A 15,756-nucleotide genomic window follows, 5' to 3' on the forward strand; every position below is an offset into this window, starting at 1 on the left:
GGGCCCGCAGCGCCAGCACCTGGGCCCAGTCCTGGACATGCCGCACCGGCACGGCGCCCCGCGTACGGGCGCTTTGCCAGCGCGGCAGCAAAAAGGCCTCAATCAGCCGCACCCGCGCGGCATCATCGGGTGCGTGCAACACCGTCTGCGCCATGGCGCCCCATTCGGCATCCAGCACCTGGTCGAGCACCTCCATGCGGTTGACCAAGGCCGCCACATCCAGCCCCGTCAGCGCGTGCAAGGCATCGGGCAGCAAGAGCAGCATGAAACCCTGCGCCGGACCGGGGTTGCGCGTCACCGTGGGCCGGGTGAACGGGCCATGGAAGGCCATGCGGGCCAGGCGCTGCGGGGGCGTGCCATCGTCTTCGGCAGGCAGCAACTCGGCCTCGCCGTGGGTGAACCACGAGATGCCGCACAGGGGCGAAGCCGGAAAATAGTTCAGGCGCTCCAGCGGCTGCAAAGTAGCCCCCAAGGTGCTGCGCCCAATGTAGGCACGCACACACGATGCCAGGGCCAGGCTGGGGGCGATCAGGGTGGCGGTGGGAAGCGCAGCAGTCATCGGCACAGTGTAGAACGCTGTCGGAATCCTTCCATACACCGCCTGCGGGATCGGACACAGTCGGATTTTCTCTGCACCCATCGTCCCTCCATGTCCACCACCTTGCCACCCGGCCCACCCGACCGATTTTTCGGCCTGCCCCTGCTGCGCCAGATGCGCCACGACTACCTGGGGCTGGCCCAGCAGATGCACGCCCGCTACGGCGATGCGGTGTATTTCCGCATCGTGCGGGAGCAGACGTTTGAGTTCTTCCACCCCGACTGGGTACGCGAGGTGCTGCTGGACCCCACGCACAGCTTCATCCGCTGGGAGCGCGGCACCCAGGTGTTTGCCGAGGTGCACGGCCAAAGCGTGCTGGTGACCGAGGGGACCACCTGGCAGCGCCAGCGCCGCATGCTGCAGCCCGGTTTTGGCCCCAAGCGCATGGGCGGCTACGCGCAGCACATGGTGGCCGCCGCGGCGCAAGCGCTGGATGCCGTACCACCACAACCCACCCAAACCGTGGATTTTGAACACCTGGTGACCCAGCTGACCATGGACGTGGTGCTGCGCACGCTGTTCAGCCAGGCCGTAGATGCGCATGGGCGCGCCGAAGCGCTGGCTGCCGAGCAGGCGGTGCAGGTGGTAGGCCAGGCGGGCATGGAAGCCTTTTTCTGGCCCGCCAGCCTGCCCGACTGGCTGCCGCACAAACGCGCCATCCGACACGCCCGGCAAACGCTGGACACGCTGGTCTGGCGGCACATCCGCCAGCGCCGCCAGGCTGCCAGCGGTGAGCAGGACGACCTGCTAGGCATGCTGCTGGCCGCGCGCGACGATGCCGATGCCAACGGCGACGGCGCGGCCCTGACCGATACCGAAGTGCGCGACCAGTGCATGACCATCTTCCTGGCCGGGCACGAAACCACCGCCGCGGCCCTCACCTGGTGGGGCCACACCATGGCCACCCACCCCGCCTGCGCCCAACGCGCGCAACACGAGGTAGACCAGGTGCTGGGCGGGCGCTCACCCACCTACGCCGATTTACCCGCCCTGCCCTACCTGGCCCAGACGCTGAAGGAAACCCTGCGCCTGTACCCGCCCGCCGCCTCGCTGATCAGCCGCCGCGCCCTGCGCCCGGTGCAGATAGGCCCCTGGCAGCTGCCCCAGGGCGCACTGGTGCGCATCACGCCCTGGGTACTGCAGCACGACGCACGCTGGTTTGCCGAACCCGAGCGCTTTGACCCCGAACGCTTTTCAGACGCGGGCCAGGCCAGCCAGACGCGCGGGGCCTATCTGCCGTTTGGTGCCGGGCCCCGGGTCTGTATTGGCAACCTGTTTGCCAGCACCGAAATGGCGCTGGTGGCGGCCATGGTGTTGCAGCGCTTTAGCCTGGCCCCCACGGACACCGCGGCAGCGCGGCCCGCGTTGAACGTCACCCTGCGCCCCGCGGATGGCATGCGGCTCCAGTTGCTGCGCAGATAGAATTTATAAAAAATAATGCTCCAGCGCAGATTCCACCTGCGCGAGCAGCTATCAAAACCATAGTTTTCACCCATGCCCACTACCCTGCCCCTGCGCCACTTTCTTTTAGCCCTGGCCGTGGTGGCCGTGTGGGGCAGCAACTTTGTGGTCATCAAGGTGGCGCTGGTGCACTTCCCGCCGCTGTTTCTGGCGGCTTTGCGGTTTGCGCTGGCGCTGCTGCCTGCGGTGCTGTTTGTGCCGCGCCCGGCGGCATCGTGGGGCAATCTGGCGGCCTACGGGCTGTTGATTGGCGTGGGGCAATTTGGCCTGCTGTACTTGGCGATGCAGGGGCATATTTCGCCGGGGCTGGCTTCACTGGTGGTGCAGGTGCAGGTGTTTTTTACCATTGGCCTGGCCATGCGCACCACGCACGAGCGGGTGCAGGCTTTCCAGTGGTGCGCGCTGTTGCTGGCGGTGGCGGGCATTGCGGTGATCGTGCTGCACACCGACGGCAGCACCACGCCATTGGGGCTGGCGATGGTGGTGGGCGCAGCGCTGTCGTGGGCCGGTGGCAACACCGCTTCGCGGCAGGCGGGCAAGGTGGACATGCTGGCCTACGTGGTGTGGTCCAGTGCGTTTGCCGTGCCGCCTTTGCTGCTGCTATCGCTGGTGTTTGAAGGCGCCGATGCCTGGCGCACCAGCCTGACCCAGGCCGATCTGCCCAGCTGGCTGGCGCTGGCCTGGCAGGCCTGGGGCAACAGCCTGTTTGGCTACGCCGCCTGGGGCTGGCTGCTGGCCCGCCACCCGGCCGCCACCATCACGCCCACGGCCTTGCTGGTGCCGGTATTTGGCATGGGCGCATCGGCCTTTTGGCTGGGTGAAACGCTACCCGCGTGGAAGCTGGTGGCAGCGGCGCTGGTGATGCTGGGGCTGGTGCTGAACCTGCTGTGGCCGCGTTTACGGCCATCGGTGCTGCCGCGAAGCAGCTCATAACGTGTTCACGATCTAAGCAAGTTTCACGGCCAGCTGGGCCGCGACGGAGAGCCCACCGGCTTCTGCCAACCACGGCATGCAAGCACCCATCGCACAACGCGGCTAGCCCTCACGGAGAATTTGTACGACCGTACAACACAATTTGGCAGCGCTTGTGTATTGGTGTTTGTACGAGTGTTCAATTTTTGTTGTACGAACGTACAATTTCAACCATGCCGCATCCCGGATGCGCACACCCGCATGGCACGCCGTTCAGCGCCAGCACCCCATTCGACAATAAAGGAGACAAACCATGCCCGCCCCACACGCCAGTACCGGTCCCGTCGGCAACCGCAAATTCCTGACCCTGTTTCTCTGCTTCATCGTCGCCCTGCTGGAGGGCCTGGACCTGCAGTCCGCCGGGATCGCCGCCGCTGGCATCGGTGCCGAGTTCAAACTGCTGCCGCCGCAAATGGGCGGTATGTTCAGCGCCGGCCTGGTCGGCTTGCTACCCAGTGCCTTGTTTGGCGGTTGGCTGGCCGACCGCATCGGGCGCAAGAAGGTGTTGATCGGCTCGGTGCTGTTGTTTGGCCTGTTCTCGCTGGCCACCGCCCATGTGTGGGACTACCACAGCCTGCTGGCCGCACGCTTCATGACCGGCCTGGGCCTGGGTGCAGCGTTGCCGATTCTGATTGCCCTGTCGTCCGAAGCGGCGGATGAACACCACCGGGGCGTAGCGGTAAGCGTGACCTATGCCGGGATTCCGCTGGGCGGCGCGGTGGCGGCGGTGCTGGGCATGGTGAACGTGGGCGGCGGCTGGCGCGGTCTGTTCTATGTGGGGGGCGCATTGCCCATCCTGATTGCTTTTCTGCTGGTCGTGCTGCTGCCGGAATCACGGGCTTACCTGAACCGCCACCAAACGGCCAGTGCTGCCACACGCCCGGTTGCCAGCGAAGGCGTGGCGGGTCTGTTCCAGTCTGGCCTGTGGAAGTCCACCCTGCTGCTGTGGCTGGCCAGCTTCTTTGTGCTGACGGTGCTCTACATGCTGCTGAACTGGCTGCCCTCGCTGTTGCAGGGCAAGGGTTTCAGCCGGGCCGATGCGGGCATGGTGCAGCTGTTGTTCAACTTCGGTGGTGCGGCAGGCTCCCTGATGGTGGGGCGGCTGATGGATTCCAAGGGCCGCATGTTCACCGCCATCTGCATTTATGCAGGCATGCTGTTGTCGCTGGCCGGGTTGGGCCTGTCGGACAGCTTCAGCATGATGTTGCTGGCCGGGCTGGGCGCAGGCTTTTGTACGCTGGGCGGCCAGCTGGTGCTGTACGCCATGGCACCCACGCTGTACCCCACGTCCATCCGGGCGACCGGGGTCGGCGCCTCCATCACCGTGGGCCGGTTGGGTGCCATCAGCGGCCCCTTGATCGCCGGACAGGTGCTGGCCGCGGGCATGGGCCTGGGCGGCGTAATGGCCGCTTCATCGCCGGGCATCGTGGTCGCAGCCCTGGCCGCCATGGCGCTGATGCGTGCACAGCAAATACTGCGCAGCTAAATTTAAAGAAAAACGCCCTCCAGCGCGCATTCAACCTGCGTAGATAGCTACCAATAACATAGCAAACAAGTGCGCCCAACCACGTGGCGAACATAGATCCAGAACCAACTACCACTCCAGCCATGCCAAACCCAAAATCCACGCCCCGCAGCACCCCAGCCACGCGCAGACAAGCCGCTGCCGAGCCCGGCGAAAGCGCCCTTGCGCCGAACCGCCAGCAAAACATCTTGCTGGCCGCCGAACAGCTGTTTGCCGTACGCGGTTTCCACGGCGTGTCGATCCGCGACATCGCCGAAGAAGCCGGTGTGCCGCTGGCCCTGGTGGGCTACTACTACGGCCCCAAGCTGGGGCTGTACCACACCATCTTCCGCGAGCGTGCTGGCTACATCGGCGAACGGCTGGAGTCGCTGGCATCTGCGCAGCGAGATGCTGCGCCGGGCCAGTTGCTGGAAGAAATCGTCAAGGCCTTTGTGCTGCCGGTGCTGAAGGTGGCGGCGCAGCCTGCGGGACACAACTTTCTGCGCATCCTGTCGCGCGGCATGAACGACCATCTGGCCGAAGACGAGCCGGTGATCCGCGAGCTGTTCGACCCGCTGGCCCATGCCTTCATCGACGCGATCACCGCCGCCCTGCCCCAGGCCACGCGCGGCCAGGCCGCCTGGTGCTACCAGTTTGCGCTGGGCGCGCTGCTGCACCACGTGAACGACCAGCGCATCGAACGCCTGTCGCTGGGCCAGAACCAGCCCGGCGACTTCGACACCACCGGCCCGCTGCTGGTGCGCTTTATCACCGGCGGCTTGCGCAGCGCCTGCGAAGCCCCTACCCACTAAGGACACCCATGGCCCGCCGCTTCATCGACATCTCCATGCACCTGGAAAACGACGTGCCCTCCGACCCGCCGGGTCTGGGCCCGAAGATCCAGTACATCGACCACCAGACCAGCTACCCCGACCTGGCGCAGTTCTTCCCCGGCTTGCAAAAGGAAGACATGCCCGATGGCGAGGCCTGGGCGGTAGAAGACGTGCAACTGAACACCCACAACGGCACCCACCTGGACGCACCCTGGCACTACGCCTCGACCATGGACGGTGGCCAGCGCGCCATCACCATCGACGAGGTAGACCTGAACTGGTGCTTCCAGCCGGGTGTGAAGCTGGACTTCCGGCACTTCCCCGATGGCTATGTGGTACAGGCTACGGACGTGGAGGCCGAGCTGGCCCGCATAGCCCACACGCTGCAGCCGCTGGACATCGTGGTCATCAACACCCGGGCCGAGGCCGCCTACGGCTCACCGGGCTACACCCGCGCAGGCTGCGGCATGGGCCGCGAGGCCACGCTGTACCTGTTGGAGCGCGGCGTACGCCTGACCGGCACCGACGCCTGGAGCTGGGACGCGCCGTTTCCACAAACCGCCAAGCGCTATGCAGAAACCCAGAACCCCGGCCTGATCTGGGAAGGCCATAAGGCCGGACGCGAGATCGGCTATTGCCACCTGGAGAAGCTGCACAACTTGTCGGCCCTGCCGCCGCACGGCTTCTACATCAGTTGCTTCCCGGTCAAGGTGCGCGCTGCCTCGGCCGGTTGGACCCGTGCCGTCGCCATCTTCGACGCCGCACTGCAGGCCAGCGCGCCATGAGCCCCTAAGGCCGCCGGGCGCCCGCGCCCGCTCTGATTCCACCGCCACCCCAGCACAGGAACAGTCGCTTGCCGACTGCGCCGGGGACGAACACGCCTTGCCACAACCCACACCACCCCCAAAGAGGAGACAAACCATGCATTCCAAACTATCCCCGCTGGCCCCATGCGCCATGGCTGCACTTTTTTTGTGCGCAAGCTCAGTCCAGGCCCAACCCGCCCAGAGCGAGGGCGTGCAGATCTACGGCCTGGTGGACAACGTGGTCGGCCGGTTTGCCGGCACCATCAGCGGCGTCAACGCACAAAGCCAAACCGCCAGCAAGCTCGAAGGCGGGGGCATGTCCACCAGCCACTGGGGCCTGCGCGGCAACGAAAGCCTGGGCGACGGGCTGACGGCATCCTTCGAACTGTCGGCCTTCTTCCGCAGCGATACCGGTGCCAGTGGCCGCAGCGACGCCGTACCTGCCCCGGTGAATGTGGCGGCCGACCCGTTCTTTTCACGCGCCGCCTGGGTCGGCCTGTCCAGCCCCCGCTGGGGCCGCGTGCGCATGGGCAACATCATTTCGCAGCTGTTCCTGACCAGCATCAGCTCCAACGCCTTTGGCGACTCCATGACCTTCGGCCCACTGCCCCTGCTGACCTTTACCGGTGGCGTGCTGGGGGGCGGCACCAGCTGGACAAATTCGGTGGTGTATGACACACCCACTTGGGGCGGCGCGTCGGCCACCGTCGCCCGCTCCCTGTCCGAGAACCAGGGCGGTGGCAACAGCGCGGTACGCATAGGCTACGGCCAGGGCCCGTTGGCCACCTCGCTGGTATGGCAAAGCGTGAAGAAAGACCCGCAGACCTTTGCCGATGGCACCACCACCAACGACACCACCGCCTGGCAGCTGATGGCTTCGTACGATTTCGACGTGGTCAAGGTCTACGGCCACGTGGGCCACATCCAGAACAAGGGCACCGCCGCCGTGCCACTGGACATCGGCTACCGCGTGTGGGATCTGAGCGCCGCCGTGCCTGTAGGCGCGGGCCGCCTGTTGGCCGGATACGGCGTACGGTCTACCGGAGACACGGTGGGCCCCGTGCCCGCCACCCTGGCCGGGGGCAATGTGGAGCGCAAGATCTTGACCCTGGGCTACGACCACAACCTGTCCAAACGCACCGACATCTACGCCATGCTGATGCGCGACAGCACCCGCACACACACGCTGCCCGCGCCTTTCAGCGTCATCGATGCCAGCGGCACCAGTTTTGGTGTCGGCATACGCCACCGTTTTTAACCCCCCCCCTACACCTGACAAGGCTCCCCATGCTCAACGAAACCCACGACCCTGGCCTGCGCAGCTGGGTCTTGTCGGCACAGCAGCCCGGCACCGATTTCCCACTGCAAAACCTGCCCTACTGCGTGTTCCGCCGCAGTGGTAGCCAGGAGGCCTGGCGTGGCGGCGTAGCCATTGGCGACACCATCCTCGACATGGCAGCGGCCTATGCGCTGGGCGTGTTCAGCAGCCTGGCCGCCGAGGCTGCCCAGACCGCCTGCGCCAGCACCCTCAACGGCCTGATGGCACTGGGCCCTAGCGCCTGGTCCGCACTGCGGCTGGCCCTGTCGCGGCTGCTGCGCGACGGTGCGCCCGAGGCCGCCCAGCTGCAAGCCTGCCTGGTGGCCCAGGTAGATGCCGAATATGCGGTGTCGGCAGGCATCGGCGACTACACCGACTTCTTCACCTCGCAGCACCACGCGCTGAACGCCGGGCGCATCTTCCAGCCGCAGAATGCGCTGCTGCCCAACTTCAAATGGCTGCCCATCGGCTACCACGGCCGCGCCTCTACGGTCGCCATCAGCGGCACCGCCGTGGCCCGCCCACACGGCCAAACCCGGGCCCCGGAGGCCGCCGCGCCCCGCTTCGGACCGACGCAAGGGCTGGACTACGAGGTCGAGCTGGGCATCTTCGTCGGCCCCGGCAATCCGCAAGGCACGTCCATCGCCCTCGACGACGCAGAAGACCATGCCTTCGGCCTGTGTCTGCTGAACGACTGGTCGGCGCGCGATGTACAGGCCTGGGAATCCATGCCGCTGGGGCCGTTCATGGCCAAAAATTTCCTGACCAGCGTGTCCCCATGGATCGTCACACTGGAGGCCTTGGCACCATTCCGTGTACCGCTGCCGCGCGAGGCTACCGATCCGCCTGCGCTGCCCTATCTGCAATCGCAGCAGGTGCAGGCATTCGACATCCAACTGGAAGCCTGGCTGACCCCGCAGGGCGAAGTGCACGCCACCCGCCTGTCGCACACCAGCTACCGGCATGCCTACTGGTCGGTGGCCCACATGCTGGCGCAGCACACCAGCAATGGCTGCGCGCTGCTGCCCGGCGACCTGCTGGGTACGGGCACCCAGTCGGGGCCGCAGCCGGGGGAAGAAGGCTGCCTGCTGGAGTTGACGCGGGGCGGGCAGAACCTGTTGACCCTGCCCAGCGGTGTGCAGCGCGGCTATTTGCAGGATGGCGACAGCGTACTGCTGCGTGGAGTCTGCGAACGGGCGGGCTTTGCACGCATAGGCTTTGGCGAATGCCATGGCCAGATCGTTCCGGCGCGGCCTGCCATTTATCTATAAAAACAGGCTCTAGCGCATATTGAACCTGCGCTGGCAGCTATCAAATCAAGAGTAATTTGAATCAAGCCGTCGGTACTGCCGCACGCACGGTGTTTTCGGCCGCCCAGGCCCAGGCCTGGCTGGACAACTCCAGCACGCGGACGGCGCTGGTGAAGCCGTCGGCGGCAGCGCTGGCTTCGCTGGCAGTCTGGTTTTCTACGTCCTGCGCGGTACGCAGGTAGACAAACCAGGGACCGGATTCCGACAGCAGGGCTTGCGCGCCCTCGGGGGGCAGGCTCAGGGTGGACACCACGTCGGTCGGGGCCATTTTCAGAATCAGGCCCAGCTTCGAGGCCAAACCCAGGGTGAAGAAGCGGCCCGGCTCGGATTCGCCGCGCTCCACGGCCAGCAGCTCGACCAGCCGCGCGCGCCACAGCGCCACCTCTTGCAGCGCCGACGACAGCTGGCGGCTGCCCGCGAACTGCATCAGCATCAGCGACAGCCAGCGGTGCAGGTCGTTGCGGCCCAGCAGCATAACCGCCTGGTCGATGCTGGAAATACCGCCCAGGTGCGCGTAGCTGGCGCTGTTCATGCGCTGCAGCAGTCGCACCGACACGCCGATGTCGCCCTTGATGTCGCCCACAATGTCGGCTGTTTCGGCCCCGGCCGCCAGCTTGCTGATCAGCAGCGCCACGCGGCCCACTTCGGGTGCCAGCGGCCCGGCCTTGGCCAGGGTGGCCGCCATAGTGGTAGCGGTCAGGCTGCCGCTGGCCAGGTGCACGCCGCCTTGCAGGGCGCGCTCCATGTCTTCTACGCAGGCCATGTCGGTGGCAATAAAGGGAATATTCGCCAAGCCCGCAGGCGGTGCCTTGACGGCGGCGATGAGCCCGGTCACCGCTTCGGGCGTGCCAGGCCGGACCAGCAAAAAGTCGGGGTTGGAACCCATGGACTGCCCAGCCCCCCAGGCCAGCTTGGCACCCACCGCACGAAACTCCGCCACTTTGGCCGCCACGCCGAACATCACCTCGGACGACAACGGCGGCCCGGACGCATCAAACTCCACCCCAATCACCGTGCCCGCATCATTTCTTGGTACTCCCGCCAGTGCCAGCCAGGCAGCAGGCAGGCGTGCCAGGCCGATGCGCCCGTCCATGGCCACTAGCCGCGCTGCGACCAGCACCGCTGCCACGTGGGCCGCCTGCGCGACCGGGTCGGCCCGCATCGCCAGCAACTGCAGAGCCATGTCGTCGATACGAAACTCAAAGCCCTCCACCTTTCCGCTGGCCCCGATCAAAGGCCGCCGCGCCGCCAAGGCGACAGACGTAGGGCGCGGTGGAGGGGTCGCCGGGGCCGGAGCCACAGCAACCAGCGGCTTGCTGGCGACCGGCTGGGGACGCGTGCTGCGAACGGTGGGCTGGGGAACAGGAGCCGGTGTGCTACCAGACAGCTTGGACAGTACGCGATGGAAAAAAGAGGTCATGGGCTTGGAACTTTGTCGGGTAAAGCATCTGGTGTGCGATAGCCCTCACTTTATCGCCTTCTGCCCCAAGTTGTAGGAATTTGTTACTTTCTCATGCGGTGCGAGCGGGTCCTTAAATCGCCACCAGATTGCGCACGCCGTTGGCTTCCATGTCCTTGCCCAGGCCGCGGGCGATGAACTCGCCGCGCTCCATGACCAGGTAGTCGTCGGCCAGTTCCTGGGCGAAGTCGTAGTACTGCTCCACCAGCAAAATCGCCATATCGCCGCGGTCGGCCAGCATGCGGATGACGCGGCCGATGTCTTTGATGATGCTGGGCTGGATGCCTTCGGTGGGCTCGTCCAGGATCAGCAGCTTGGGGCCAGCGGCCAGCGCGCGGGCGATGGCCAACTGCTGTTGCTGCCCGCCGGACAAATCGCCGCCGCGGCGGTTGATCATTTGCTTGAGGACGGGGAACAGCGTGAACAGCTCGGCGGGAATCGGCGTGCTGGCGCTTTTATAAGCCAGGCCCATGCGCAGGTTTTCTTCCACCGTGAGGCGGGCGAAGATTTCGCGGCCTTGCGGCACAAAGCCGACCCCGGCGCGGGCGCGTTCGTAGGGCGTGAAGCCCTGGATGGGTTTGCCGTCCAGCTCAATCGTGCCGGTCTTGATCGGCACTAAGCCCATCAGCGACTTGAGCAACGTGGTTTTGCCCACGCCATTGCGGCCCAGCAGCACGGTGACCTTGCCTTTGGTGCATTGCAGGCTGACATCGCGCAGGATGTGGGAGCCGCCGTAATACTGGTTGATGTTTTTGACGTTTAGCATGGTGAATGGGTCTGGTTGAAGATGGAGAGCAGGCCGCTAACGTCAACCCGCCAATAGCACCAATAGGGGTCAGAACCCCAATGCGGACAGCACGGTTTTTGGCCCGCCAGCAGCTTGCGCGCAATGGGGGTCTGCCCCCTATTGGCACTATTGGCGAGAGCAGCGGCTTTACCGGCCAAGGTACACCTCAATTACCCGTTCATCCGATTGCACCTGGTCCAGCGTGCCTTGCGCCAGCACGGAACCGTCGCACAGCACGGTGACGATCTCCGAGATGGTTTTGATGAAGCTCATATCGTGCTCCACCACCATCAGGGAATGCTTGCCTTTGAGCGTCAAGAACAGCTCTGCCGTGCGGGCCGTTTCCTCATCGGTCATGCCGGCCACGGGTTCGTCGAGCAGCAGTAGTTTGGGGTCTTGCATCAGCAGCATGCCGATCTCTAGCCATTGCTTTTGCCCGTGGCTCAGATTGCCGGCCTGGCGGGTCACGCTGTCGGCCAAATGGATGGTGACCAGCATCTCGGCCAGCTTGTCGCTCTGGGCTGAATCGAGTTTGTGCAGCATCGACGACTTGACGCTCTTGTTCATCTTCAGCGCCAGCTCCAGGTTTTCAAACACGCTGAGCTGCTCGAACACCGTGGGCTTTTGGAACTTGCGGCCAATGCCCAGCTGGGCGATTTGCGGCTCGTTGTGGCGCAGCAAGTCGATGGTGCTGCCGAAAAACACGGTGCCCGAATTGGGCCGGGTCTTGCCCGTGATGATGTCCATCATGGTGGTCTTGCCCGCACCGTTGGGGCCGATGATGCAGCGCAGCTCGCCGGGCGCAATGTCCAGGCTCAAACCGTTGATGGCTTTGAAGCCGTCAAAGCTCACATGCACGTCTTCCAGGTACAGGATGCGGCCATGGGACACGTCCACCTCGCCGGGCGTATGCACCCGCGAGAAACCGGCTTCGCGGCCACCGGACTCGGTGTTACCCGAAACAAAGGCGGGGTCTTTGGCCTCCAGGCGGCGCGCGCCCTCTTCCATCAGATCGGGGGTCATGCTTTCGCTCCCTTCAACTTCTTCACCAAACCCACCACGCCATCAGGGAGGAACAAGGTCACCGCAATAAACAAGGCACCCAAAAAGTACAGCCAAAATTCGGGGTAGGCCACCGTAAGCCAGCTCTTGGCGCCGTTGACGATGAAGGCACCCAGGATCGGCCCGATCAGCGTGGCACGTCCGCCCACGGCCGCCCACACGGCGATCTCGATGGAGTTGGCCGGGCTCATTTCGCTGGGGTTGATGATGCCCACCTGGGTGACGTACAGCGCCCCGGCCACACCGCACATCACGGCAGAGATGACCCAGATGCTGAGCTTGTAGCCCAGCGGTGAATAGCCCGAGAACATGACCCGTGTTTCGGCATCGCGGATGGCCTGCAGCACGCGGCCATACTTGCTGCCGACCAGCCATTTGGCAAACAGAAAAAAGCCCAGCAGCGTCAGCCCCGTCAGCACAAACAAGACCATGCGCATCGAGGTGGTGGCCATGGGCATGCCCATGATGCGCTTGAAATCGGTAAAGCCGTTGTTGCCACCAAAGCCGGTTTCGTTGCGGAAAAACAGCAGCATCGCCACAAAGGTCATGGCCTGGGTGATGATGGAAAAATACACGCCTTTGATGCGTGAGCGAAAGGCAAAGAAGCCAAAAATCAGCGCTACCAGCCCCGGGGCAAACACCACCAGAAACAGCGTGGCCCCAAAGCTGCCGCTCAGCGCCCAGTGCCAAGGCAGCTCTTTCCACGACAAGAAGACCATGAAGTCCGGCAGGTCGCTTTTGTAGTTGCCGTCGCGGCCAATCTGGCGCATCAGGTACATGCCCATGGCATAGCCACCCAGCGCGAAAAACATGCCGTGGCCCAGGCTCAAAATGCCGGTGTAGCCCCAGATCAGGTCCATGGCCAGGGCGGCGATGGCGTAGCACATGATCTTGCCGACCAGGCCGATGGCGTAGTCGCTCATGTGCCAGATGCTGTCGGCGGGCACCACCAGGTTCAGCAGCGGTGCCACGGCGCAGACCACGATCAGCGCCACGATGAAGCTGCTCCAGCCGGTGCGGGTCAGCAAGGGACCCTTGGTAGGTAATTTAACTTGGCTCATGCTTCTGCACTCCGGCCCTTCATGGCGAAAATTCCTTGCGGGCGCTTCTGGATGAAGATGATGATCAGCACCAGCACCGCGATCTTGGCCAGCACGGCACCGGTCCAGCCCTCCAGAAACTTGTTCAAAATACCCAGGCCCATGGCAGCGTAGACGGTGCCCGCTAGCTGGCCCACGCCGCCCAGCACCACCACCATGAACGCATCCACGATGTAGCCCTGGCCCAGATCAGGCCCCACGTTGCCGACCTGGCTCAAGGCGCATCCGGCCAGCCCGGCAATGCCCGAGCCCAGCGCAAAGGCGTAGGTGTCGATACGGGCGGTGTTGACCCCCATGCACGAGGCGATGGGACGGTTTTGCGTGACCCCGCGCACAAACAGGCCCAGGCGGGTTTTTCCAATCAACCAGCCCACGCCCAGCAGCACGGCCACCGCAAACGCGATGATCACCAGCCGGTTGTAGGGCAGCGACAGATTGGCCATCACCTGCAGGCCGCCGCTCATCCACACCGGGTTTTCCACACCGACGTTTTGCGCGCCAAACAGGCTGCGCACGCCCTGCTGCAGCATCAGGCTGATACCCCAGGTGGCCAACAGCGTTTCCAGCGGACGGCCATACAAAAAGCGCAGCACGCTGCGTTCCAGCGCCGCGCCCACCAGGGCCGATGCCAGGAAGGACACCGGCACGGCAGCCAGCAGATACCAGTCAAAGGCACCCGGCAGGTATTTGATGAACAGGGTTTGCACCACATAGGTGGCGTAGGCACCGATCATCATCAGCTCGCCGTGGGCCATGTTGATCACGCCCATCAACCCGTAGGTGATGGCCAGGCCCAGGGCCACCAGCAACAGGATCGAGCCCAGGCTGATGCCGCTGAAAATCGCGCCCAGTTTGTCGCCCCAGGCCAGCGAGGCTTCGACCTTGACCAGGGCGGCGCTCAAGGCCACCTTCACATCGGCATCGGTCTCGGTCGTCAGGCGCGCCAGCAGCACGGTCTTGGTGCTGGGGTTGCCACTGTCGGCCAGGGTTTTGGCCGCTTCCAGACGGTGGGCCTTGTCGGTGCTATTGAGCAGCAGAGCTCCGCGCAGCAGGCCCAACTGGTCTTTGATGGCGGGCACAGTTTCGGCGGCAAAGGCCTTTTCCACCAGCACCAGCTTGCTCTCGTCGGGTTCGGCCAGCAGGGTTTTGACCGAGGCGGCGCGCACCTTGTCGTCTTTGGAGAACAGCTTCAGGGCGGCCAGTGCGTTGTCCAACTCGCCGCGCATTTGGTTGTTGTTGATGATGTCTTCGGCATCGGGCGGCAGCGCCACGTCGGCCCCCGTCAACGGGTCTACCGCCTTGTCGCCCTGCAGCAAAAAGACCTTGTCGCCCAGGGTTTTGACCTGGTCGTCCGAGAGAGCCTGGATGAAGGCCACGGTCTTGTCGTCGGCACTGACCACGGCTTTGTTCAAGGCATCAATGCGCGCCTCGGTTTCGCCAATTGCCAAGCCTTTTACCTCGCCAGCGCTCAGTGCATAAGCGTGACCAGCTACTAAAAGCGTAGCAGCAAAGAGTAGTCGTCGAATCAACATGGGGCGGCCTGTTGGTTGAGCATGGAAGCGGTACCAGATCGGAATGCAAATAATGTTCCAGCAGGCCACACCTGCCGAAAAAAAGCGCCTCTCGCCCAAAGCAAGAGGCGCCCAGAGAAAAAACAAGGAAGTGCCCGCTGAACGTCAAACGAAGCACCTCAACCTCAAGGCCACAGCGCCCCCTCTTCTTCCAGAGATACCGCAGAACCGGCTTCGCCGGGCTGCTGGTATCGCCCCCTGCAAGGGGGTTGGCGAAAGACGCGAAGCGCTGAAGACTGGGGGTGTTACTTCTTCACGGGTTCGTCAGGCTTGCCAGCGTTGCCTTCGATGTACGGGCTCCATGGCACGGCCTTGACCGGACCAGGTGTCTTCCACACCACGTTGAACTGGCCGTCGGCCTTGATTTCGCCGATGAACACCGACTTGTGCAGGTGGTGGTTCTTGGCATCCATTTCAGACACGATGCCCGAGGGTGCGTTGAACTTTTGGCCAGCCATGGCAGCGATCACCTTGTCGGTGTCGGTGCTGTTGGCTTTCTTCACGGCCTGGGCCCACATGTTGATACCGATGTAGGTGGCTTCCATCGGGTCGTTGGTCAAAGGCTTGTCGGCACCAGGCAGGTTCTTGGCCTTGGCGTAGGCCGACCACTTCTTGATGAACTCGGTGTTGGCCGGGCTCTTGATGGACATGAAGTAGTTCCAGGCAGCCAGGTGGCCCACCAGCGGCTTGGTGTCCACACCGCGCAGCTCTTCTTCACCCACGCTGAATGCGACGACTGGCACGTCCTTGGCCTTCAAGCCGGCGTTGCCCAGTTCTTTGTAGAACGGTACGTTGGAGTCACCATTGATGGTGGACACCACGGCGGTCTTGCCACCGGCAGAGAACTTCTTGATGTCGGCCACGATGGTTTGGTAATCGCTGTGGCCAAACGGGGTGTACTTCTCGTCGATGTCTTTGTCAGCCACACCCTTGCTCTTGAGGTAAGCGCGCAGGATCTTGTTGGTGGTGCGGGGA

The 15,756-nt window shown here is 64.2% G+C and carries 13 protein-coding genes and 1 pseudogene; 7 read left to right on the plus strand and 7 right to left on the minus strand.

The genetic code is table 11. The features are described from left to right. Nucleotides 1–559 (minus strand): annotated as a pseudogene (locus tag ABI213_RS15760) (AraC family transcriptional regulator); the annotation flags it as partial. Nucleotides 560–649: 90 nt separating this feature from the next. On the opposite strand from ABI213_RS15760, the gene ABI213_RS15765 reads away from it, so the two are divergent. From ABI213_RS15765 to fahA, 7 genes are all read left to right on the plus strand, one after another. After that, the gene (locus tag ABI213_RS15765; RefSeq protein ID WP_348027765.1) at nt 650–2,020 is read left to right on the plus strand and encodes a cytochrome P450; all 1,371 of its coding nucleotides are present in this window, start codon (nt 650–652) and stop codon (nt 2,018–2,020) included. A gap of 84 nt (nt 2,021–2,104) precedes the next feature. Continuing rightward, entirely contained in the window at nt 2,105–2,992 is an 888-nt protein-coding gene (locus ABI213_RS15770; protein ID WP_348005684.1) for an EamA family transporter, read from the plus strand. Nucleotides 2,993–3,284: 292 nt separating this feature from the next. Further along, nucleotides 3,285–4,517 (plus strand): 3-(3-hydroxy-phenyl)propionate transporter MhpT, encoded by a 1,233-nt coding sequence (gene mhpT / locus ABI213_RS15775; protein WP_348005650.1) that lies wholly within the window; start codon nt 3,285–3,287, stop codon nt 4,515–4,517. Between the two features lie 122 nt (nt 4,518–4,639). After that, on the plus strand, nt 4,640–5,347 hold the full coding sequence (locus ABI213_RS15780) for a TetR family transcriptional regulator (protein WP_348005649.1): 708 nt from the start codon (nt 4,640–4,642) through the stop codon (nt 5,345–5,347). 8 nt (nt 5,348–5,355) lie between these two features. After that, nucleotides 5,356–6,153, plus strand: a complete 798-nt coding sequence (locus ABI213_RS15785) for a cyclase family protein (protein ID WP_348005648.1) — start codon at nt 5,356–5,358, stop codon at nt 6,151–6,153. Nucleotides 6,154–6,289: 136 nt separating this feature from the next. Beyond that, nucleotides 6,290–7,432: a porin gene (locus tag ABI213_RS15790; RefSeq protein ID WP_348027767.1), complete on the plus strand. Its 1,143-nt coding sequence runs from the start codon at nt 6,290–6,292 to the stop codon at nt 7,430–7,432. Between the two features lie 29 nt (nt 7,433–7,461). After that, nucleotides 7,462–8,763: a fumarylacetoacetase gene (gene fahA, locus ABI213_RS15795; RefSeq protein ID WP_348005646.1), complete on the plus strand. Its 1,302-nt coding sequence runs from the start codon at nt 7,462–7,464 to the stop codon at nt 8,761–8,763. Nucleotides 8,764–8,824: 61 nt separating this feature from the next. Here the strand turns inward: fahA and ABI213_RS15800 are convergent, their stop codons facing one another. From ABI213_RS15800 to ABI213_RS15825, 6 genes are all read right to left on the minus strand, one after another. Continuing rightward, a complete protein-coding gene (locus ABI213_RS15800; protein WP_348027769.1) occupies nt 8,825–10,222 on the minus strand; it encodes an HDOD domain-containing protein in 1,398 nt (465 codons plus the stop codon). Between the two features lie 112 nt (nt 10,223–10,334). Beyond that, on the minus strand, nt 10,335–11,027 hold the full coding sequence (urtE, locus tag ABI213_RS15805) for an urea ABC transporter ATP-binding subunit UrtE (RefSeq protein WP_348005644.1): 693 nt from the start codon (nt 11,025–11,027) through the stop codon (nt 10,335–10,337). 168 nt (nt 11,028–11,195) lie between these two features. Next, nucleotides 11,196–12,071: an urea ABC transporter ATP-binding protein UrtD gene (gene urtD / locus ABI213_RS15810; protein ID WP_348005947.1), complete on the minus strand. Its 876-nt coding sequence runs from the start codon at nt 12,069–12,071 to the stop codon at nt 11,196–11,198. Further along, nucleotides 12,068–13,171 (minus strand): urea ABC transporter permease subunit UrtC, encoded by a 1,104-nt coding sequence (urtC, locus tag ABI213_RS15815; RefSeq protein WP_348027771.1) that lies wholly within the window; start codon nt 13,169–13,171, stop codon nt 12,068–12,070. Before urtC ends, urtD begins: the two co-directional genes overlap by 4 nt. Beyond that, entirely contained in the window at nt 13,168–14,742 is a 1,575-nt protein-coding gene (gene urtB, locus ABI213_RS15820; protein WP_348005949.1) for an urea ABC transporter permease subunit UrtB, read from the minus strand. The genes urtC and urtB overlap by 4 nt, the downstream gene beginning before the upstream one ends. Nucleotides 14,743–15,026: 284 nt before the next feature. After that, the coding region (locus tag ABI213_RS15825; RefSeq protein WP_348027773.1) for a transporter substrate-binding protein at nt 15,027–15,756 on the minus strand (730 nt) is incomplete at its 5' end.

This window comes from Rhodoferax sp. (genome assembly GCF_039922535.1).
Classification (GTDB): domain Bacteria; phylum Pseudomonadota; class Gammaproteobacteria; order Burkholderiales; family Burkholderiaceae_C; genus Rhodoferax_B.

Bases quoted from the DNA above. Each gene is read 5' to 3' on its own strand.
- ABI213_RS15800 (WP_348027769.1), bottom strand. From the start codon at position 10,222: ATGACCTCTTTTTTCCATCGCGTACTGTCCAAGCTGTCTGGTAGCACA.
- mhpT (WP_348005650.1), top strand. From the start codon at position 3,285: ATGCCCGCCCCACACGCCAGTACCGGTCCCGTCGGCAACCGCAAATTC.
- fahA (WP_348005646.1), top strand. From the start codon at position 7,462: ATGCTCAACGAAACCCACGACCCTGGCCTGCGCAGCTGGGTCTTGTCG.
- ABI213_RS15780 (WP_348005649.1), top strand. From the start codon at position 4,640: ATGCCAAACCCAAAATCCACGCCCCGCAGCACCCCAGCCACGCGCAGA.
- ABI213_RS15790 (WP_348027767.1), top strand. From the start codon at position 6,290: ATGCATTCCAAACTATCCCCGCTGGCCCCATGCGCCATGGCTGCACTT.
- urtB (WP_348005949.1), bottom strand. From the start codon at position 14,742: ATGTTGATTCGACGACTACTCTTTGCTGCTACGCTTTTAGTAGCTGGT.
- urtD (WP_348005947.1), bottom strand. From the start codon at position 12,071: ATGACCCCCGATCTGATGGAAGAGGGCGCGCGCCGCCTGGAGGCCAAA.
- urtE (WP_348005644.1), bottom strand. From the start codon at position 11,027: ATGCTAAACGTCAAAAACATCAACCAGTATTACGGCGGCTCCCACATC.
- urtC (WP_348027771.1), bottom strand. From the start codon at position 13,171: ATGAGCCAAGTTAAATTACCTACCAAGGGTCCCTTGCTGACCCGCACC.
- ABI213_RS15785 (WP_348005648.1), top strand. From the start codon at position 5,356: ATGGCCCGCCGCTTCATCGACATCTCCATGCACCTGGAAAACGACGTG.
- ABI213_RS15765 (WP_348027765.1), top strand. From the start codon at position 650: ATGTCCACCACCTTGCCACCCGGCCCACCCGACCGATTTTTCGGCCTG.